The organism is Streptomyces kanasensis (assembly GCF_043077165.1).
In the GTDB taxonomy this organism is placed as follows: Bacteria; Actinomycetota; Actinomycetes; order Streptomycetales; family Streptomycetaceae; genus Streptomyces; species Streptomyces changanensis.
In genome coordinates this window covers 90461-109277 of the sequence record NZ_JBIBSF010000008.1, presented here as the reverse complement: position 1 = coordinate 109277, position 18817 = coordinate 90461, and the positions used below count along the sequence as shown (strand labels likewise).

Sequence of the window (18817 nt, the reverse complement as noted above, 5' to 3'; positions counted from 1 at the left end):
GCCGCCCTCCCGCCCGTTCTGTCGGGGGTGCCACCGGAGTGCGCGATTCCGATTTCTTCCGCCTTTTCGCTTGTCTCCGGTTCCTCCCATCGTAGGCGCGCCGTCCGCGCGCGGCAGGAGCACGCCTCGGCGGCGTCCGTCGCCGAACCGGTATGCCGACACGCCGTACACGCGCCGTGTCGCAGTTGGGCCGAACGGGTGAGGGAGGCGAGGATGGGTCCATGAGTAGGTACGAGAGGTACGACGTCACCGACGAGCAGTGGGAGGGCCTGGCGCAGGTCGTCCCGCTGCGGGGGCGTGACGAATGGCCGTCGAGGGTCGACCACCGCGCGTTCCCCGAGGACGCCGAGGCCGGCGCACAGCGCCGCATGGTGGTGCTGCGCGTCCAGGTCTTCGCGGACGCGCGGGAGGTCGCCGAGTACCTCGTCGCGCAGATCCCGGTGCTGCTGGACCTCACCAGCGCCGAGACCGACGTCGCCAAGCGGATCCTGGACTTCAGCAGCGGCGTCGTCTTCGGCCTCGGCAGCGCCATGCACCGGGTCGACCGGAACGTCTTCCTCCTCGCCCCGGCGGGGACGGAGGTCGAGGGCGCGGCCGCCGCGGCCGTCCCGCACGCGTAGCTCGTTCGTAGGAAGCCTGTTCGGGCGGAACGGTTCCCCTCCGGGCGCCCTCGGCACGCCCTCGTACGGTGGCCGACCATGGACTCCACCACGAGGCGCGACCACGCCACCGGGGACGCCGCGCGCGACGCCCGGCACCCCGGGCGCGCCGCCCGCCCCGCCCGCCCGTCACCCGTGGCGCGCCGCCCGGACGGCGCGGCGCCCGCCGTCCGCCCCGTGCGCCCGGTCGTCACCGAACTGAGGCTCTCCGCCTTCCGGTCGCACCGGGGCGCGGTGTACCCGATCGGCCCGCTGACGCTGTTCGCCGGCCCGAGCGGGAGCGGCAAGTCCGGTGCGCTCCAGGCGTACGAGGCGCTGGCGGGGCTCGGTGCGGGCGCCGCGCTGGACGCGGTCTTCCCGGACGCCCCGGGCTGCGTGCCCGAGGGTGCCCCCGCGGACGCGCAGGGGCGCCGCGGCTTCCGCATCGGCTGCACCACCGACGGGCCGGCCGGGCCGGTACGGCTCGACCTCGCCGTCCAGGCCGAGCCGCGGCTGCGCGTGGTGGGCGAGCGGCTGACGGGCGGTGACGGGCGGACCCTGCTGGCCACGGCGCTGCGCGACCCGGGGCGGCGCTCGGTGCACGCCGAGTGGTACACGGCGGGGCCCGCCCCGGCGACCCGCGCGCCGCTGCCCGACGACCGGCTGGCCACCGCGCTGCTGCCGCTGCGCGTGGCGGGGAAGGACGCGGGCCAGTTGCGCGTGCTCGCGGCGGCCGAACAGACGCTGATGGCGCTGCGGTCGGTCTTCCCCTGCGACCCGCGCCCCTCGTTCATGCGCGCCCCCGTGGCGCCGGTCGAGGGGCGGCTGCGTCGCGGCTGCGACAACCTCGCCGAGGTGCTCCACCGCACCCGCGCCGACTGCGCCCGCCGCCACGCGCGGCTGGTGGCGCTGGCGCGGGCCGGGTGCGCGGGCCCGGTCCGGGGCGTGGACGCCGAGGTGCTGCCCGACGGGACGGTACGGGCGCTGCTGGTGCGGGACGCGGCGGGCGACGGCGGCCCCGGCCCGGGACGGGGCGCGGAGCGGGGCGCGGGCGGGGGAGCGGGAGGGACCGGCGGCCGGCCGGCCGGTACGCCGCTGGACCGGCTCGGGGACGGTGAACTGCGCTACCTGGCGCTGGGCCTGGTGCTGTTGACGGGGCCGGGTGTCCTCGCCGTGGACCAGCCGGCCGAGGTGCCGGGACCGATGCAGGCGCTCACGGTCCTCGCCGACGGCTTCGACCGGGGGCTCGACGCCCGGCAGGCCCACGAGCTGACCGAGCTGGCCGCCGCCATCTGCGCCGACGGACACATGCGGCTCATCGGCGCGGTGGGGGAGACCGGTGCGGGGGCCGCCCGCGCGTGCCCCGGGGCGACGGTGGTAGACCTGACGCCGTGACGGAACTGGACGTAGCGGGACTGCAGCGCAGGCTGGCCGAGTTCGCGGCCTCGCGCGAGTGGCAGCCCTACCACACCCCGAAGAACCTCGCGGCGGCGCTGAGCGTCGAGGCGGCCGAACTCCTGGAGATCTTCCAGTGGTTGACGCCCGAGGAGGCCGCCCGGGTCATGGACGACCCGGAGACCGCCCACCGGGTGGCCGACGAGGTCGCCGACGTGCTGGCCTACCTGCTCCAGTTCTGCGGAGCGCTCGGCGTCGACCCGCTGGCGGCGCTCTCCGACAAGATCGACCGGAACGAGCGGCGCTTCCCCGTGGGGCGCCCGCCGGGCCGGTCCGCGAGGGCGGATCGTCACTCTTCGGAGTGATCGACTTATTCAAACTGAGCTTCGTGTCCACAGATTTCCGAATTCCCCTGGTGTTTCGGCTCGGATGGCCTCACTCTGGGTAGTGAGTCAGTGAGCGGAAAGTCGTACGAACGGGGGCGGCGTACATGGATGCGGAGCGGCTCATCTCCCTCAGCCGGAGTGACCTCGCGGAGAGTCGGGGGGTGCCGGACGTCATGGCGTCCGTCTGGCAGGCGCAGAGTCTCGCCCAGGCGATCGGCGACCACCTGGCCCTCTTCGGGCCGCAGGAGCTGAAGGGAGATGCGCGCGGGCTCGGTGAGATCGGCGGGCGCGGGGTCCCCGGACCGGACCACCCGGTGCGGCGGACGGCGGCGCGCGCGGCGCAGCTGTCCGGCGTCGCCGACCCGCACGGCGCGTTACTCGCGTTGGGCGTGCTGCTGGGGGAGGTGGGCATCGCCCTCGTCGGAGTGGCCTGCGCCACCGACGAGGAAGGGCTGTACTGGCAGTGCATCGACGCGATCGACGCCGCCGACGAGTCCAGCGACCGGGTCCGCGTCATGCTCCGCCGGCTCACGGTCGGCGACCGGGCGAGACCTCCCGGAGGGGCGGCCCGCCCGCCCGACCGGCGGGGCGCGCGCCCGGTGCGGACGGAGCGCGGCGGCGCGGCGGTGCCCCGGGCGTCCGCGCCGCGGTCCACGGGGGGCGAAGGCCCGATCGACACGGCGCGTCCGGAGCGGGTGGACGTGGTGGACCCGGCGGACTCCGCGGCGGGGTCGTGACCGCCGGGCGGTGGCAAGGGGCTTCAGGACGCCCGGTGTCCGCGCTCCCCGTCCGCGCGGTCGGCCCAGGACTGCAGGTCCGCGTCGAGCTGCGACAGGTCGGCAGTCAGCGCCGTCAGCGCCACCCTCTGCTGCGGCAGATCCGCGGGGGCGCCCGAGCCCTGCTCCGCGGGCGTGCCCGGCGCGGACACGGCCCTGTCGGACGGGGCCTGTTCCGGCACGGCTTCCTGGAACATCGCGGGCTCCTCGGCCACGGCCCGTCCGAGGGAGGGCGATACGACGGCGACGCGTCGGCGGCTGCCGCCGGTGCCAGGGCCGGGCGGTCGGCGACCGCGCCCCGGCGGAGCGGGCACGGCACGCACATCGTGGTTGACGGTGTTCGACGGTGCAGGATGGACGAATGGACGTGCGTATCTTCACCGAACCGCAGCAGGGCGCCGACTACGCCACCCTGCTGACCGTCGCCAAGGCCACCGAGGACCTCGGTTTCGACGCCTTCTTCCGCTCCGACCACTACCTCCACATGGGCTCCGTCACCGGGCTGCCGGGCCCCACGGACGCCTGGATCACCCTGGCCGGCCTCGCCCGCGAGACCCGGCGCATCCGGCTCGGCACGCTGATGACCGCCGCGACGTTCCGGCTGCCGGGGGTCCTCGCCATCCAGGTCGCGCAGGTCGACCAGATGTCGGGCGGCCGCGTCGAACTGGGCCTGGGTGCCGCCTGGTTCGAGAAGGAGCACAAGGCGTACGGCATTCCGTTCCCCAAGGAGAAGTTCGGCCGCCTGGAGGAGCAGCTCGACATCGTCACCGGCCTGTGGGAGACGCAGCTCGGCAAGACCTACAGCTACGAGGGGAAGTACTACCGGCTGACCGACTCGCCCGCGCTGCCCAAGCCCACCCAGAAGAAGGTCCCGGTCCTCGTCGGCGGTCTCGGCGCGAAGCGCACCCCGCGGCTGGCCGCGCGGTACGCGGACGAGTTCAACGTCCCGTTCGCCTCCCTCGCCGACACGGAGCGGCAGTTCGCGCGGGTCCGCGCGGCGGCGGAGGAAGCCGGCCGCCGCCCCGACGACCTGGTGTACTCCAACGCCCTGGTGGTGTGCGTCGGGAAGGACGACGCCGAGGTGGCCCGCCGCGCGGCGAAGATCGGCCGCGAGGTCGACGAGCTGAAGGCCAACGGCCTCGCGGGCTCCCCCGCCGAGGTCGTCGACAAGATCGGCCGGTACGCCGCCCTGGGCGCCTCCCGCGTGTACCTCCAGGTGCTGGACCTGCACGACCTGGACCACCTGGAGCTGATCTCCGCACAGGTCCAGTCCCAACTGGGCTGAGGTCTCACCGGACTGACGGCCCGGGGGCGGGTCGGGTGCTCTCCCCGACCCGCTGGGGCCCCGCCCGCCGGGGCCCCGCCCGCCGGGGCCCCGCCCGCCGGGGGCCCGCCCTCCCGGGCAGGGCGGGACGCCCGTCTTCCCCGGAACTGGTCCCGTCGGTCAGCGGGCCCTGGGGCCCCGCTCGCCGTCGGGTAGGCCGCCGGGCCCATGCGGCCGTCGGGGGCCCGACCCGCCGGGGGCCCGGCCGCCGGGAGGTCACCCGCCCGGGCAGGGCGGGACGTCCGTCTCTCCCCCTCGGAGCCGGTCCCACCGGTCCCCGGGCGTGGGGCCCCCGCCGGCGGGTGACCTGCCGGGCCCATGCGGCCGTCGGGGCCCGCCGCCGCGGTGGCCGGGGAGGCCGGCCGGGTCTGCCACCGGGTGACTGCCGGGCCCGCGGCCGGGGTGGCCGGGGAGGTCCGCCCGGCCCGCCATCGGGTGGGGTCGGGGGTCCTCCGGGCCCCCGTCGGGTGGTCGGGAGGCCCGCCGGGCCCGCCGTCGGGTGGTCGGGGCGGCCGGGCCTGCCGTCGGGTGGTCGGGAGGCCCGGCCGGGCCCGGTGCCGGTGGCAGTGGGCCCGGTGGGTCACAGACGGGGGTCGACCGGTTCGGACTCCAGGGCCAGGACCGCGAAGACCGCCTCGTGGACGCGCCACAGCGGCTCGTCCGCCGCCAGGCGGTCCAGCGCCTCCAGGCCGAGCGCGTACTCGCGCAGGGCGAGCGAGCGCTTGTGGCCGAGGGAGCGGGAGCGCAGGCGCCGGAGGTTCTCCGGGCGGGTGTACTCGGGGCCGTAGACGATCCTGAGGTACTCGCGCCCGCGGCACTTGACGCCCGGCTGCACCAGCCGGCCCCGGACGTCCCGGGCGAGGGCCTCCAGCGGTTTGACGACCATGCCCTCGCCGCCCTGCTCCGTCAGCTCCAGCCACCAGTCGACACCGGCCCGCACCGACGCCTCGTCGCCGGTGTCGACCAGCAGTCGGCGCGTCGTGCGCAGCAGCCCCGTCGTGTCCGCCTCCACCAGGCGGTCCACCAGGGCCAGCTGTTCGTCGTGCGGCAGCCCGGCCAGGCTGCGGCCCCGCGCGGCGAGAACCTGGAACGGCGCGAGCCGCACGCCCTCCAGCCCGTCGGTCGGCCAGCAGTAGCGGCGGTAGGCCGCCGTGAAGGCGGCCGCGTCCACGGCCCGCGCACGCTGCCGCTCCAGCAGCCCGGCCACGTCGACGCCGCGCGCGGCGGCCGCCTCCAGCGCGGTGACCGCGCCGGGCAGCGCCGCCCCGGAGGCCGCGCCGACCGCCGCGTACTGCGACCGCAGCAAGCCGCCCGCCTTCAGCGACCACGGCATCAGCTCGGCGTCCAGGAGGAGCCAGTCCGTGTCCAGTTCCTCCCACAGACCGGCGCGGGACACCGCGGCGCGCACCCGGTCGAGCACCGCCTCGGTCGTCGCCCCGTCGGCGAAGAAGGGCCGCCCCGTGCGGGTGTACAGGGAGCCGGTCGCCGCCCCGGAACCGAAGCGTTCCCGTGCCGCCTCCGCGTCACGGCAGACCAGGGCCACGGCCCGCGACCCCATGTGCTTCTCCTCGCACACCACCCGGGCCACCCCGTCGGCCGCGTACCCGGCGAACGCCTCCGCGGGGTGCTCCAGGTACCCGTCGAGGGCCGACGTCGCGGTCGGCGCCATCGTCGGCGGCAGGTACGGCAGGAGCCGGGGGTCGACGGCGAAGCGGCTCATGACCTCCAGGGCGGCCGCCGCGTTCTCCTCCCGGACGGCGACGTTGCCGGCGTGCCGGGTCTCCACGACCCGCCGCCCCCGCACGTCGCCGAGGTCCAGCGGCCGGCCCTCGTGCCCGCCCGGCGCGTCGGCGGCGAGCGGCTTGGCCGGCTCGTACCAGACCTTCTCGGCAGGTACGTCGACGAGTTCGCGCTCCGGCCAGCGCAGCGCGGTCAGCCGGCCGCCGAACACCGCACCGGTGTCCAGGCAGATGGTGTTGTTGATCCATGTGGTGTTCGGGACGGGAGTGTGGCCGTACACCACGGTGGCGCGGCCCCGGTACTCCTCCGCCCACGGGTAGCGCACGGGCAGCCCGTACTCGTCCGTCTCGCCGGTCGTGTCGCCGTACAGGGCGTGCGCGCGGACCCGGCCCGAGGTGCGGCCGTGGTACTTCTCCGGCAGGCCGGCGTGGCAGACCACCAGCCGGCCCCCGTCCAGGACGTAGTGGCTGACGAGCCCGTCGATGAAGTCGCGCACCCGCTCCCGGAAGGCGTCGTCCTCCCGTTCCAGCTGCTCGATCGTCTCGGCCAGGCCGTGCGTCGTGCGGACCGAGCGGCCGGCCAGCCAGCGGCCGAGCTTGTTCTCGTGGTTGCCGGGCACGCACAGCGCGTCCCCGGCCCCGACCATCCCCATGACGCGGCGCAGCACGCCCGGGCTGTCGGGTCCCCGGTCGACGAGGTCGCCGACGAAGACGGCGGTGCGCCCCTCGGGGTGGTGGCCGTCGACGTAGCCGAGCCGGACGAGCAGCGCCTCCAGTTCGGCGCTGCACCCGTGCACGTCGCCGATGACGTCGAAGGGGCCGGTGAGGTGGCGCAGGTCGTTGTACCGCCGCTCCAGCACCACCTCGGCGGCGTCGACCTCCTCCGTGCCGCGCAGGACGTGCACCTTGCGGAAGCCCTCGCGCTCCAGGCCGCGCAGGGAGCGCCGCAGTTCGCGGCAGTGCCGCCGGACGACGTGCCGGGGCATGTCGGCCCGGTCGGCACGGCCCGCGTTGCGCGCGGCGCACACCTCCTCCGGCACGTCCAGCACGATCGCGACCGGGAGCACGTCGTGCGCGCGGGCCAGCCGCACCAACTGGCGGCGCGCCTCGGGCTGCACGTTCGTCGCGTCGACGACGGTGAGCCGGCCGGCGGCGAGCCGCTTCCCGGCGATGTAGTGCAGCACGTCGAACGCGTCGCCCGAGGCGCTCTGGTCGTTCTCGTCGTCCGCGACCAGACCGCGGCAGAAGTCGGAGGAGATCACCTCGGTGGGCTTGAAGTGCCGGCGCGCGAAGGTCGACTTGCCGGAGCCGGTGGCGCCCACGAGCACGACGAGGGACAGGTCGGTGACGGGCAGCACGCGGCCCGTCGCGCCGGCGGGCCCGGTGGGTTCCGGGGCGGCGGTGCCGGTGGCGTCGGTGGTGCTCATGCGGCCTGCCCCTCCTTCTGCGTCACGCTCGTGTCCTTCACGTCCTCGGTTTCCTGCGGGTCCTGCGGGTCCTGCGGGTCCTGCGGGTCCCCGCTGTCCGGCACGTCCGGCACGTCGCGCGCGGCGTGCACGTCCGGCACGGCCGGGGTGGCGCCCACGGGATCCGCGTCCGGCGCGGCGTCCCCCGCCTCCCGACCGGCCCCTGCGGCGGGTTCGGCGGGCCGTGCGGTGAACACCGCCATCTGCGTCGGCGCGCCCACCTCCGGATCGTCCGGCCCGACGGGCTCGAAGGCCACGGCGTACCCGTGGCGCTCGGCGACGTCGCCGGCCCAGGCGCGGAACTCCGCGCGGGTCCACTCGAACCGGTGATCCCCGTGGCGCAGGTGCCCGGCGGGCAGCGACTCCCAGCGGACGTTGTACTCGGCGTTCGGCGTCGTCACGACGACCGTGGCGGGCCGGGCGTCGCCGAACACGGCGTACTCCAGCGCGGGCAGCCGCGGCGGGTCCACGTGCTCGACCACCTCGCTGAGCACCGCCGCGTCGTACCCCCGCAGCCGCTCGTCCGTGTACGCGAGCGAACCCTGCAGCAGCCGTACGCGCGCCGCCTGGCGCTCTCCCATGCGGTCCAGGCGCAGCCGGCGGGCGGCGAGGCCGAGCGCCCGTGCGGAGACGTCGACGCCGACGACCTCCGTGACGCGCGGGTCGTCGAGCAGCTCCTTGACCAGCTGGCCCTGGCCGCACCCCAGGTCGAGCACCCGGCAGGCGCCCGCTCCCCGCAGCGCCGCCGTGATCGCCGCGCGGCGCAGCACCGCCAGCGGCACGGGCCGCTCCTCGGTGTCGGTGCCCTCGTCGACGGCGTTGTCCAGGTCCTCCGCCTCGCTGTCGTCCGCCGCGGCGAGCCGGGCCAGTTCGAGGCGTTCCGTCGCCTCGCGGGCCAGGGCGTGGCGGTGCGCCAGGTAGCGGGAGGTGATCAGCTTCTGCTCAGGGTGGTCGGGCAGCCATCCTTCGCCGACCCGCAGCAGCTTGTCGACCTCGTCGGGGGACACCCAGTAGTGCTTGGCGTCGTCGAGCACCGGCAGCAGCACGTAGAGGTGGCGCAGCGCGTCCGACAGCCGCTGCTCGCCCTCCAGGACGAGCCGCACGTACCGCGAGTCGCCCCACTCGGGGAACCGCTCGTCCAGGGGCACGGGGTCGGCCGTGACCGCCCACCCGAGGGGTGCGAAGAGGCGCCGTACCAGCTCGGCGCCGCCCCGCGCGGGCAGCGCCGCGACCTCGACGCGCAGCGGCAGCGCCGCCCCGGCCAGCTCCGGGCGGGCGTCGCACCGTCCCCTGAGGGCGCTGGAGAACACGTTGCCCAGGGCGACGGCGAGCAGGGACGACGCGGCGTACGGGCGGTCGTTGACGTACTGGGCGAGTGCCGTGTCCGGGCTGCGGTCCCGGCCGCCCCTGCCGCCCTTGGCGCGGCGCACCAGGGCGACCGGATCCACCTCCAGCAGGAGCGCGGCCGTGCAGCGCTCCTCCGACGCCTCGGGGTAGAGGACGTGGGCCGTGCCGTGGGAGGTCGAGAACGCCTGCGCCTTGTCCGGATGCTTGTGCAGCAGGAAGCCGAGGTCGGTCGCGGGTCGTCCGGGGAGGCCGGTCGTGCTGATCGTCAGGAACACCCGTCCGAGTATCCCGTCCGGACCCCCCTCCCTCCAGCGGTTTTGCGGCGGGACGCCCGAGGAGGCCGAGCAGCGGGAACGGCCCTCGGCGGGGTCCGCAGCGGGGTCGGGCGGGGGCGGGGCCCACGCGGGACCGGGCGGGGCCCATGCGGGATCCGGACGTCCGGTCCCGGTCGGGAGGGCGGGGTGGCCCGGCCGGAAGGGGGCGGTCGAGGGGTCGGAAACGGGCCGGGTGGGGGGCGCACGGGGGCGCGCGAGGAGAGTGCAGAGCGCATATGCGGAGCGCACGGAGCGCGGGTTCGTGGCGCGATGCGCCCTGTGTGCTTCGCCGCCTGTTGACGGGCTTGTGACGAGCCCATAGCGTTCATCACACCCCAGAGGAGTGACGTAACGTCAACAGTGTTGCCAACAAGGTCACTTGGGACGGCGCGCGGTCTTCCGATGCGGTCCGGCCGACGCGCGGCCGTCCGTCCGGGCGGGTGCGCGAAGAGCGGGGAGGGGTGCGGCGTGAGTCTTTTCGGCCAGGACCGCTCCTTCCTCGAAGCCCTCTCCCTCCAGGACCGCCGCGCCCTCCTCGCCGAGGGGGTCCCCCGCGTCTACGAACCCGGCGCGGTCATGATCCGGGAACGGGACACGTCCGCCTACGTCCTCGCCCTGCTCTCCGGTTGGGCCGTCGTCTCCGTCGGCACCGAACGCGGTACGCGCCTCATCCTCGCCCTGCGCGGCGCGGGCGAGGTCGTCGGTGACCTCGCCGCCGTCGACCGGGGCCCGCGCAGCGCCACGGTCACGGCGCTCGGCAGGGTCGAGGCCGTGTCCGTATCCGGCGACCGGTTCCGCCGCTTCCTCGCCGCCCGCCCGCACGCCACCTCACTGATCATGCGGCAGCTCAGCGCCCGGCTGCGCAGCGCCGACGTCGAGCGCCGTTCCCTCGCTTCCGAAACCGTCCTCCAACGCCTGGCGGCCCGGCTCGTCGAGCTCGCCGAACGGGCCGGCCGCCCCGGTCCGGACGGCACCGTCCTGGAGATACCCCTGCCCCAGCACGACCTGGCCGCCGCCATCGGCGCGACCCGCGAGGCGGTCGCCAAGGCCCTGCGGCAGCTCCGCGAGGAGAAGGTCGTGCGGACGGGGCAGCGCCAGGTCGTCGTCACCGACATGACCGTCCTCCTCCACCTCGCGCAGGGGCGCGGCCCGCGCCCGGCCCCGGGACCCGCGGAGAAATTCCCGCCGGGTGTGTAAACGGCTACATCGCCCGCGCCGGCGGGCGACCAGGCTGGCCCTGTCACCACGAACACCACCACGAAGACCACCGCGACACGACCGCGCGACACCGCCCGACACGACCGTGCGGCACCACCGCGCGACACCACCCCACGAAGGTTCGCACCACCCACGAAGGCCCGCACCACCACGACGGCCCGGAGCCGCCGCGCCGGTACCGCGACGAGCGGTCGCGGCGGCACCCGGCCGCGGTGGCCACCCGGGCACCCGGCGCGCCGACCGGTACGGACCGGTGCGCCACCCCCACGAGCACGACGTTTCCAGCACCACGGCACATCACGGCACCAGGGAGTCCGAGTGAGCAGTGCGGGAGCCATCCACAGACTGGTCGTCTTCGGCGACGCCTGCGCGTCCGCCACGCTGGGCATGGCCGCGAAGGAGCGCATGCGCGGCGCCCTGTACCGGGCGTTCGCCGAGGCGTACGACGCCGTCGGCGTCGCGCCCGGCGCCGTCCACCAGGAGGACCGCGGCGACGGCATCCTCTGCGCGGTGCCGCCCGACGTGCCGCCGACGCTGATGGTCGGCCGGTGGATCGACACGCTGTACGAGAGCCTGCGCGAGCACAACGCCGACCGCGAGCGGCGGCTGCGCGTCCGCGTCGGCATGAACGCCGGGCCCGTGCTCGACGACGGCCGGGGGCTCGTCGGCCGCGCCGTCGACCTGACCTGCCGGCTGGCCGACAGCCCGGCCGCGAAGGACGTGATGGTCCGCGCCGAGGACGCGGACCTGCTCGTCGTCGTGTCGGACTGGCTGTACGTCAACGTGGTGTGCGAGGGCGGGCGGTACGTCGAGCCCGGCCACTACCGGCCGGCCCGCGTCCGCTCCAAGGAGACCGACGAGACCGCCTGGTTCCACATACCCCGCCGTGCCGCACCGCCCCTGCCGCCCCCCGACACCGGCGGTGCCCCCGGCGACGGCCACCCCGGCGAGGGCGGCCCGCCCGGCACGGGTACGGGCGCCGCCGCGGAGGGCCCGGCCGCGGCGGGCCGGGACGGCGAGGGAGGCGAGGGCGGAGCCGCAGGCGGCGCCCCGAGGACCGGCGGTGGGCCGCACAGGGGGGACGGCCCACCGCCCCGGACCGCCGCGACGCGGCCCGGACGCACCTACCGGGCCGGCGGCGACCTCCAGGTCTTCGAACACAACACCATCCACGGCGGCTTCACCGGCATCCGCAAGGACCGTGGCACGGGAGACGGCGCATGAGCGACCTCGACGACGCCCCGCAGCAGGACGAGCGGGACCAGCAGGACCAGCGGGACGGCCGGCCACCGGCGGGCGACCACGCCCGCGACCCGGGCAGGGACCCGGGCAGGGACCGCGACGGTGCCGGCCGCGACGGTGCCGGCCGGGACGGCGCGGACGCCGCCCCCGCCCCCGAACCGCCCCCGCCGAACCCGTTCGACCACGCGGGCCGCAACCCGCTCGGCGCGTCCGGCGGCACCGGGGGTGCCGGCACCGCCCACGCCGCCCGCACCACCTTCGAACACGGCCGTGCCGAACGCCGCTACGACATCCGCGGCGACGGCCAGGTCTTCGAGGACAACACCTTCATCAACCAGTTCTGGGTCGACTCCGGGCCGCCCGCCGTCCAGGGCGCCGTCCCCCGGGAGACCCTCGCCCACCTCGCCGCCGTCTACTGCGAGACCACCGGCTACCAGCGGATGAAGCAGACCCTGCGCGCCAACGGGCTGATCGTCCTCGCCGGGGAGCCCGGCAGCGGACGCACCGCCACCGCGCTCGCCCTGCTCTCCGAACTCACCGAGGACCAGGTCACCCGCCTCGACCCGGCCACCGCCGTCCACACCATCGGCGACGACGCCCTGCACGCAGCCCACGGCTACCTGCTGGAGCTCCCGCCCGAGGACAGCGCCGCCCCCGAACCCGACGGGCCCGACGGCCCGCACGGCCGCCACCCCGCGCGGCGCCGGCTCACCGAACTCCACCTCGACCGCTTCAGCGGCCAACTGCGCGCCAGGACCTCGTACGGCATCGTCCTCGTCGAGAGCGGCGACCTCGCCGACCGGCTCCTCCAGGGCCGGTACGGCGTCACCTGCCCGCCCCCGTCGCCCGCCGAGGTCCTCCACCGCCACCTGCGCATCCTGCTGCGCGGCGAACCCCAAGGCGCGCTCGACGCGGCGTGCGCCCTCGCCGCCCACGAGGACGTCGTGGGCGCCCTCGGCCTGGACGAGCTGCGCCCCCGCGAGGCCGCCCGCCTCGCCGACCACCTCGCCCGCCACCAGAAGGGCGAACTCACCCACGAGCAGCTCGTCGAGGACTGCGGTGCCTTCGTCCGCGCGCAGGCGCGGGTCTGGTTCGCCCGCGCCGACCGGCCGGGCCGCCTCCCCGAGGCGCTGCCCGCGCTGAACGCCGCGGCGTTCCGCATCGCCGTCGCCGTCTTCAACGGCTCCGCCTACAGCCTCACCGCCGAGGCCGCCGAACTGCTCACCTGGGAACTCGCCGTCACCCTCGACCCCGAGCACCCCGTCGGCCGCCGCCTCTTCGGCACCCACGCCGACAACCGGCCCGCCGTCGCCCGTTCCGTCGTCGAGGACGGCGAACTCGACCTCGGCGCGGCACGCGTGCCCGCCCGCGTCATCCGCTTCCAGGGCGACGCCCTCGCCACCGCCGTCCTGCGCGAGGTGTGGCACGGCCACCACAACGTCCGCGGCCCCGTCTCCCGCTGGCTGCGCGGCCTGTGCGACGACCCGCGCCCCGAGGTGTGGGTCCGCGCCTCGATCGCCGCAGGCGTGCTGTGCTCCTGGGACTGGGTGTACGGCTTCGGCGAGCTGGTCCGCCCGCTGGCCGCCCTCGACGGCCGCGTCCCGCGCATGGCCGCCGCCACCGCGCTCGCCGAGGCGGCCCGCGACCCGCGCGTCCAGCCGGCCGTGGCCGCCGTCCTCCGGGAGTGGGCGCGCAGCGGGGACGCGGCGCTCGTCGACAGCGCCGTCCTGGCCCACGGCTACGTCCTGCCCGCCGGCTCCGTCCGCTCCTCCCTCGACGCCCTCGGCGCGGTGGTCCGGGCCGACGACGGGGCGGACCCCGACGTCCTCGGCACCGCCTCGTTCAGCGTCATGCGGCTCCTCGCGTCGAGCGGGCCCGACACCGTCGTCGACCGGCTCGGCCGCTGGCTGGACGACGGCCGCCGCCCCCTCGCCGACCTCGTGCTGCTCTCCGCCATCGGCGCCCTCACCATGCGCACCACGCACCTCTGGGGCCTCACCGAGGTGCCCGCGCTCGAAACGTACGGCTCGCGGCCGCTGCTCCTCGCGCTGCTCGCCACCCGCCCCGACCTCGCGGCCCCGCTGGCGGCCCTGGTCCGGGAGGCCCTGGGCACCCCCCGCTCCGGGGAACCCGCCCTCGACGGGCTCGCCGCGCTGCTGCGCCGCGCCGCCCGGGACCCCGAGACACTGCGCGACGTCTGCGGCTTCCTGCCGCGGCTCGCCGCCACCTCCCGGGACCGCGACCGGTTGCGCGGCCTCCTCACGGGACTCGTACGCGACCGGGACAAGTCCTTGGACAAGGCCGCGGCGGGCCGCATGTGGGACGCCGTGGCGGAAGGAGGCCGGCGATGAATCCCGGACCCTCGGCCCGCCGGGCCGACGACGACCAGCCCGGGGCGCGCCGGCGCGGACCGCTGCGGCGCGAGTGCCCGCCGCCCTACCGGCGCGAGACCGGCACGATCGCGGCCGTCCTGCTGTACCGCAACGGCGGCCACCGCGTGATGTGGCCGGACCGCAAGGAGGACCACGGCGTCCCCCTCTTCGGCGGCCCCTACACCGTCTTCGAGGTGGTGCTCGGCCGCAACGTCACCGACTTCGACCTCGAACTGCCCGCCGCGGGCGACGGCGTGTCCTTCCGGGCGAAGGCGAGCGTGCAGTGGGAGGTCGACGACCCGCACCTGGTCGTCACGCGGCAGGTGTGGGACGTCGCCGACCTGCTCCGCGACGACCTGCTGGACGGGCTGCGCGCCGTCTCCCGCCGCTTCGGCCTCACCGAGGCGCAGCGCGCCGACGAGGCCGTCCGGGACGAACTGGCGGCCGGCCGCCTGCAGTTGGGCCGCGACCTGGGGTTGCGCACCCGTGTCCATGTCTTCTTCGACCTCGACAGCGCCGTCAAGGGCCAGCTCGCCGAGGCGGACCGGACCCTCGTCGGCATGGGCGTCGACCGGCGGGTGGCCGAGCGCGAGCGGCGCAAGGAGGCGTACGAACGGCAGCTGCTCGCCGACCGGACCCGGGAGCTGGAGAACATGCTCCGCCAGGGCGAGTTCACCCAGATCGCCCACCACATGGCACGCAACCCCGACAAGCAGTGGGAGATCCGCCGGCAGCTGCGCGCGGAGGAGCGCGAGGGCAAAGCGGACTTCCTCGCCGTGCTCCACCGGCTCATCGACACGGGCGTCATCGAGCGCCACGACCTGGACCAGATGACCTACCAGGTCCTGGAGCACCTGCGCAGCAGCAGCGGGGGCGTCCTGGGCGGCGTCGCCGACCGGGTCCTCGACCTGCCGCACGAGGCGCCCCGGGCCCTCACCGAGGGCGCCTCCCGGGGCGACACGGCCCGCCCGCCGTGGGAGGAGGACCCCGCCGACCGAGGCCGGGGCGCCGCCGGCGACCGCGACGGGTACGGCGACCGCGACGGGTACGGCGACCGGAACGGGTACGGGGACCGGGACGCCGACCGCGGCCGGCACGGCGACGGCAGGGACCCGCGCGGCGACCTGGACCGCGACGACGACCGGTACCGCGACCGGGACCGCGACGGCGGTGGTGACGGGTACCGCGGCCGGGACGGCGAGCGGTACGGGGACGACACCGACCGGGCCCCGGACGACCGGGAGCGCGACCGCGACCCGAACCTCACGCACGCACCGCACCACGTCCACGAGCCGACCCGCGTGCAGTCCGCCCGCGAGCGCGGGCGGGACCGGCCCGGGGACCGCGACCGGTTCGGCGAGGACCGCGACCGGCACGACGGCGACCGGTACGGCGACGCCCCGTACGCCGGTGACCCGTACGCCGGTGACCCGTACGCCGGCGACCGGTACGGCGGTGACCGCTACGGCTCCGACCGCCACGACGACGACCGGTACGGCCCCCGCCACGCCGACCGGGACCGCCGCGACGCCCCCCACGGAGGCGGCGGATCCGCCCGGCCCAGCGCCGACTTCGACGACTGGGACGACGCGTGAGCGGCACCCCCGCGCCCCCGGACGAGATCCGGCTCATGGCGGAGCGCATGCTCACCACCGTCCGCGAGGACATCGGCCGCGCCGACACCAAGGCGGCGATCCTCCTCTCCGGCGCCCTGGCCTTCCTGGCCGTGGTGTTCACCCGCGACCCCGCCGCACCGGCCACCGCCGGCGCCGGCGTGGCCCTCCTCGCCCTCGGGGCCGTCCTGTGGGGCGCCGGGATGCTGATGCTCGTCGCGGTGGTCCTGCCCCGCACCCGCGTCGGAGCGGACCGCACGCTCCTGCGCGACCTGGCCTCCGGCGCCCCCGCCGGTGTGCTCTTCGACCGGCTCGCCGAGGCGGGCGCCGACACGACCTCCTGGCTCCTGGACCAGGCGAGCGTGCACGGACAGGTCCTGGCCGCCAAGTACCGCTGGTTGCGCACGGGCACGCTCTGCCTCGCGCTCGGCGCGGCACTGGCCCTCCTGAGTGAACTGTGGTGAGAGAGACGATGCGAACGACCAGCACCGGACGGGCCGGCCGGGCCGCCGCCCTGTTCCTGTCCCTGGGCCTCGTGGCCCTGACCCCCGCCCCGACCCCCGCCCCGGCCCTGGCCCCGGCGGCCGCGGCGAGCACGCCCGCGGCGCCCGCCGGGGACGCCGACCCCCTCGACTTCGCCGTCGTCGTCGACCAGTCCGAGAGCCTCTCCGCCGCGGACCTGGCCCGCGAGGTGGAGGCGGCGGCGCTCCTCGTGCAGGGCGAGATCTCGCAGCGGTCCCGCGCCACGGTCATCGGCTTCGGCAGCTCCGAGGAGCCCGGCCAGTCGCCCGTGCGCGAGGTGTGCCCGCCCACCGTCGCCGACACGGCGGGGCGCCAGCGCCTGAGCGACTGCGTCCAGCAGCTGTCGCGCCGCGACCCCGCCCGCACCGGCCCCGGCACCGACTTCCCGGCGGCGATCCGCCAGGCCGTCGACCGCCTCACCGAGAGGGGCGACGCCGCCACCCCCCGCGTGGTGTTCCTCCTCACCGACGGCCGCCTGGACGTCGCCGACAGTCCCGAGTACGGCAAGGACCGCACGTCGCGGCAGGCCAACGGCGCGAAGCGGCTCACCGACGCACTGGCCCGCGCCCGCCGCGAGAAGGTGCAGATCTGGCCCCTCGGCTTCGGCAGCGGCATCGACCGGGCCGCGCTCACCGCCATGGCGCGGGGCGGCTACCAGCCCGGCTGCGCCGACACCTCCGCCGCCACGCCCCGGATGCGGGTCGTCGCCGACTCGGCCGGCATCGACGAGGCGTTCCAGGAGACCTTCGCCGCGGCCCGCTGCGCCGGCGTCAGCCCGGGCGACTCCAAGCGGCCCCCCGCCGACCTGTACGTGACGATCCCGCCGGTGGCCACCGACGGCACCATCACCGTGACCAAGCACGACCCGGCCGTGACCGTCACCTACTACGACCCGCGCGGCCGCCGCGTCTCCGCCGGGACCGACCTCGACGGGTCCCGCTTCGAACTCAGCGGCCAGGACGGCCCCGTGGAGGCCCTGCGGGTGTCCGACCCGCTGCCCGGCCGCTGGCGGGCCCACGTCGAGGCGCCCGCGGAGCACCGGAACCGGGAGGTCGCCGTGCGGGCCATCTGGCAGGGCCGGCTCGGCTCCGAGGTCCTCCTCGACCCGGCGTCGCCCCGACCCGGCGAGGAGACCGTCGTCCAGGTGCGGATGCAGACCCGGCGCGGCGTCGTCATCACCGACCCGGCGCTGCTCGCCGGCATCAAGGTGACCGCGCAGCTCGCCGGAGACGGCTTCCCGCCCGTCCGCGTCGCCCTCGCCGACGACGGCGAGGGGCCGGACGCCACCGCCTCCGACGTCCGGTTCACCGGCACCGTCACCGTCCCGGCCACCGCGACGGGCGCCCTGCGGCTCACCACGCTCATGGCGGCGCCCGGCGTCACCTCCGACCGGCGGCCCCTGCACGCCCGCGTCTCCCACGGCACCCCCGACGTCGTCGCCGGGCTCACCGTCGAGCGGGTGACGGTGCACCCCGGTGACAGTGTCCGCGGCACCCTGTCGGTGACCAACAACGCCCGGACCCCGCGCACCCTGCGCCTCGCCCTCGCCGACCAGGCGCCGGGCACGCAGCTGCGCCTCGACCCGGCCACCGTCACCGCCGCCCCCAACAGCCGGCGCGACGTCCCGTTCACGCTGACCGTCGGGGAGGACACCGCCCCGGGCGACCTGGGCGGGCAGATCACCGTCGCCGACACCGGCGACACCGCACGCGTCCTCGACACGGCGTTCCTGGACGTCCGCGTCGACGCCCCGCCCACCTGGTGGGAGCGGTGGTGGCGGGTGGTCGTCGGCGCGGCCGCCGCCGCGCTGCTCCTCGGCGCGTTCGTCGCCGTGCGCCTCCTGGCCCGCCGCCGGCGCCGCGACCTCGCGGGCGTCGAGCTGGAACTGCTCGGCGGGGGCCGCTCCCTGGACCGGCTCTCCGTACGCGGCGGCCAGGCCCAGGGCGGCGTGTTCCGCTTCACCGTCGAGCAGGCGCGCGGCGCCGCCCCGACGCTCCAGCGGGCCCGGCCCGGCGCGTCCCGCTCCCACCAGCTGCACCGCACCGGCGGCGGCGAGCTGCGCCTGCGGCCCCACGGCGGCCGTGAGCAGACCCTGCGCCCCGGCGAGGCCGCCCCGCTCGGCGACGACGAGGGACTGGAAGTCGCCGTCCACGACCGCAGGTCCGCGGGCGGGACGGCCCGTACCGCTCCGTACCGCCGCGGCGGCGACACCCACCGGACCGCGGCCGGGGCCGGCGGCTTCCTCGGCCGGCTGCGCCCCGCACGGGACCCCGCGGGCCGCGCCGGGGTGCCCCGTCAGCGCGGCGACGACCCCGGCGACCCCCGGGACGGCCACGGCGGCGGCACCTGGTCCCGTCCCGGCCGGGACCGCGGAACCGCACCCGAGGACGGCGACCGCGGGTCCCGCACCGACAGCACCGACAGCACCTGGGACCCGCACTTCTGACGTACGACCGCACGACGGG

The 18817-nt window shown here is 76.5% G+C and carries 14 protein-coding genes; 11 read left to right on the top strand and 3 right to left on the bottom strand.

Annotation, left to right across the window (positions count from 1 at the left end; translation table 11 throughout):
* Positions 1–221 precede the first annotated feature (221 nt).
* The 4 genes from ACF053_RS20555 (at position 222) to ACF053_RS20540 (ending at position 3156) form a co-directional block, all read left to right on the top strand.
* Complete coding sequence (locus tag ACF053_RS20555; RefSeq protein ID WP_391955217.1) at positions 222–620, top strand: cell division protein SepF; 399 nt, start codon at positions 222–224, stop codon at positions 618–620.
* Positions 621–698: 78 nt separating this feature from the next.
* Positions 699–2033, top strand: coding sequence for an ATP-binding protein (locus tag ACF053_RS20550; protein WP_391955216.1), 1335 nt, complete (start codon positions 699–701; stop codon positions 2031–2033).
* The gene (locus ACF053_RS20545) at positions 2030–2398 is read left to right on the top strand and encodes a nucleotide pyrophosphohydrolase (protein WP_391955215.1); all 369 of its coding nucleotides are present in this window, start codon (positions 2030–2032) and stop codon (positions 2396–2398) included. The genes ACF053_RS20550 and ACF053_RS20545 overlap by 4 nt, the downstream gene beginning before the upstream one ends.
* A gap of 125 nt (positions 2399–2523) precedes the next feature.
* Positions 2524–3156 (top strand): DUF6099 family protein, encoded by a 633-nt coding sequence (locus ACF053_RS20540; protein WP_391955214.1) that lies wholly within the window; start codon positions 2524–2526, stop codon positions 3154–3156.
* Between the two features lie 23 nt (positions 3157–3179).
* Here ACF053_RS20540 and ACF053_RS20535 read toward each other — a convergent pair whose 3' ends face one another.
* A complete protein-coding gene (locus tag ACF053_RS20535) occupies positions 3180–3392 on the bottom strand; it encodes a hypothetical protein (protein ID WP_391955213.1) in 213 nt (70 codons plus the stop codon).
* 164 nt (positions 3393–3556) lie between these two features.
* Here ACF053_RS20535 and ACF053_RS20530 point away from each other — a divergent pair, with 164 nt between their 5' ends.
* On the top strand, positions 3557–4480 hold the full coding sequence (locus tag ACF053_RS20530; protein WP_391955212.1) for an LLM class F420-dependent oxidoreductase: 924 nt from the start codon (positions 3557–3559) through the stop codon (positions 4478–4480).
* Between the two features lie 619 nt (positions 4481–5099).
* On the opposite strand, the gene ACF053_RS20525 is transcribed toward ACF053_RS20530, so the two are convergent.
* Both ACF053_RS20525 and ACF053_RS20520 read right to left on the bottom strand, forming a co-directional pair.
* The gene (locus ACF053_RS20525) at positions 5100–7685 is read right to left on the bottom strand and encodes a polynucleotide kinase-phosphatase (protein ID WP_391955211.1); all 2586 of its coding nucleotides are present in this window, start codon (positions 7683–7685) and stop codon (positions 5100–5102) included.
* Positions 7682–9346, bottom strand: a complete 1665-nt coding sequence (locus ACF053_RS20520; RefSeq protein WP_391955210.1) for a 3' terminal RNA ribose 2'-O-methyltransferase Hen1 — start codon at positions 9344–9346, stop codon at positions 7682–7684. The genes ACF053_RS20525 and ACF053_RS20520 overlap by 4 nt, the downstream gene beginning before the upstream one ends.
* A 507-nt stretch (positions 9347–9853) precedes the next feature.
* Here ACF053_RS20520 and ACF053_RS20515 point away from each other — a divergent pair.
* The 6 genes from ACF053_RS20515 to ACF053_RS20490 all read left to right on the top strand — a co-directional run bounded on the left by ACF053_RS20515 (position 9854) and on the right by ACF053_RS20490 (position 18798).
* On the top strand, positions 9854–10582 hold the full coding sequence (locus ACF053_RS20515) for a Crp/Fnr family transcriptional regulator (protein WP_391955209.1): 729 nt from the start codon (positions 9854–9856) through the stop codon (positions 10580–10582).
* A gap of 339 nt (positions 10583–10921) precedes the next feature.
* A complete protein-coding gene (locus tag ACF053_RS20510) occupies positions 10922–11827 on the top strand; it encodes a hypothetical protein (RefSeq protein WP_391955208.1) in 906 nt (301 codons plus the stop codon).
* Positions 11824–14196: an nSTAND3 domain-containing NTPase gene (locus tag ACF053_RS20505; RefSeq protein WP_391955207.1), complete on the top strand. Its 2373-nt coding sequence runs from the start codon at positions 11824–11826 to the stop codon at positions 14194–14196. The genes ACF053_RS20510 and ACF053_RS20505 overlap by 4 nt, the downstream gene beginning before the upstream one ends.
* Entirely contained in the window at positions 14193–15812 is a 1620-nt protein-coding gene (locus ACF053_RS20500; protein ID WP_391955206.1) for a hypothetical protein, read from the top strand. Before ACF053_RS20505 ends, ACF053_RS20500 begins: the two co-directional genes overlap by 4 nt.
* Positions 15809–16294, top strand: coding sequence for a Pycsar system effector family protein (locus ACF053_RS20495; protein ID WP_391955205.1), 486 nt, complete (start codon positions 15809–15811; stop codon positions 16292–16294). The genes ACF053_RS20500 and ACF053_RS20495 overlap by 4 nt, the downstream gene beginning before the upstream one ends.
* Before the next feature lie 8 nt (positions 16295–16302).
* Positions 16303–18798 carry a VWA domain-containing protein gene (locus tag ACF053_RS20490; protein WP_391955204.1) on the top strand — a complete coding sequence of 832 codons (2496 nt, stop codon included), beginning with the start codon at positions 16303–16305 and terminating at the stop codon, positions 18796–18798.
* Positions 18799–18817 lie beyond the last annotated feature (19 nt).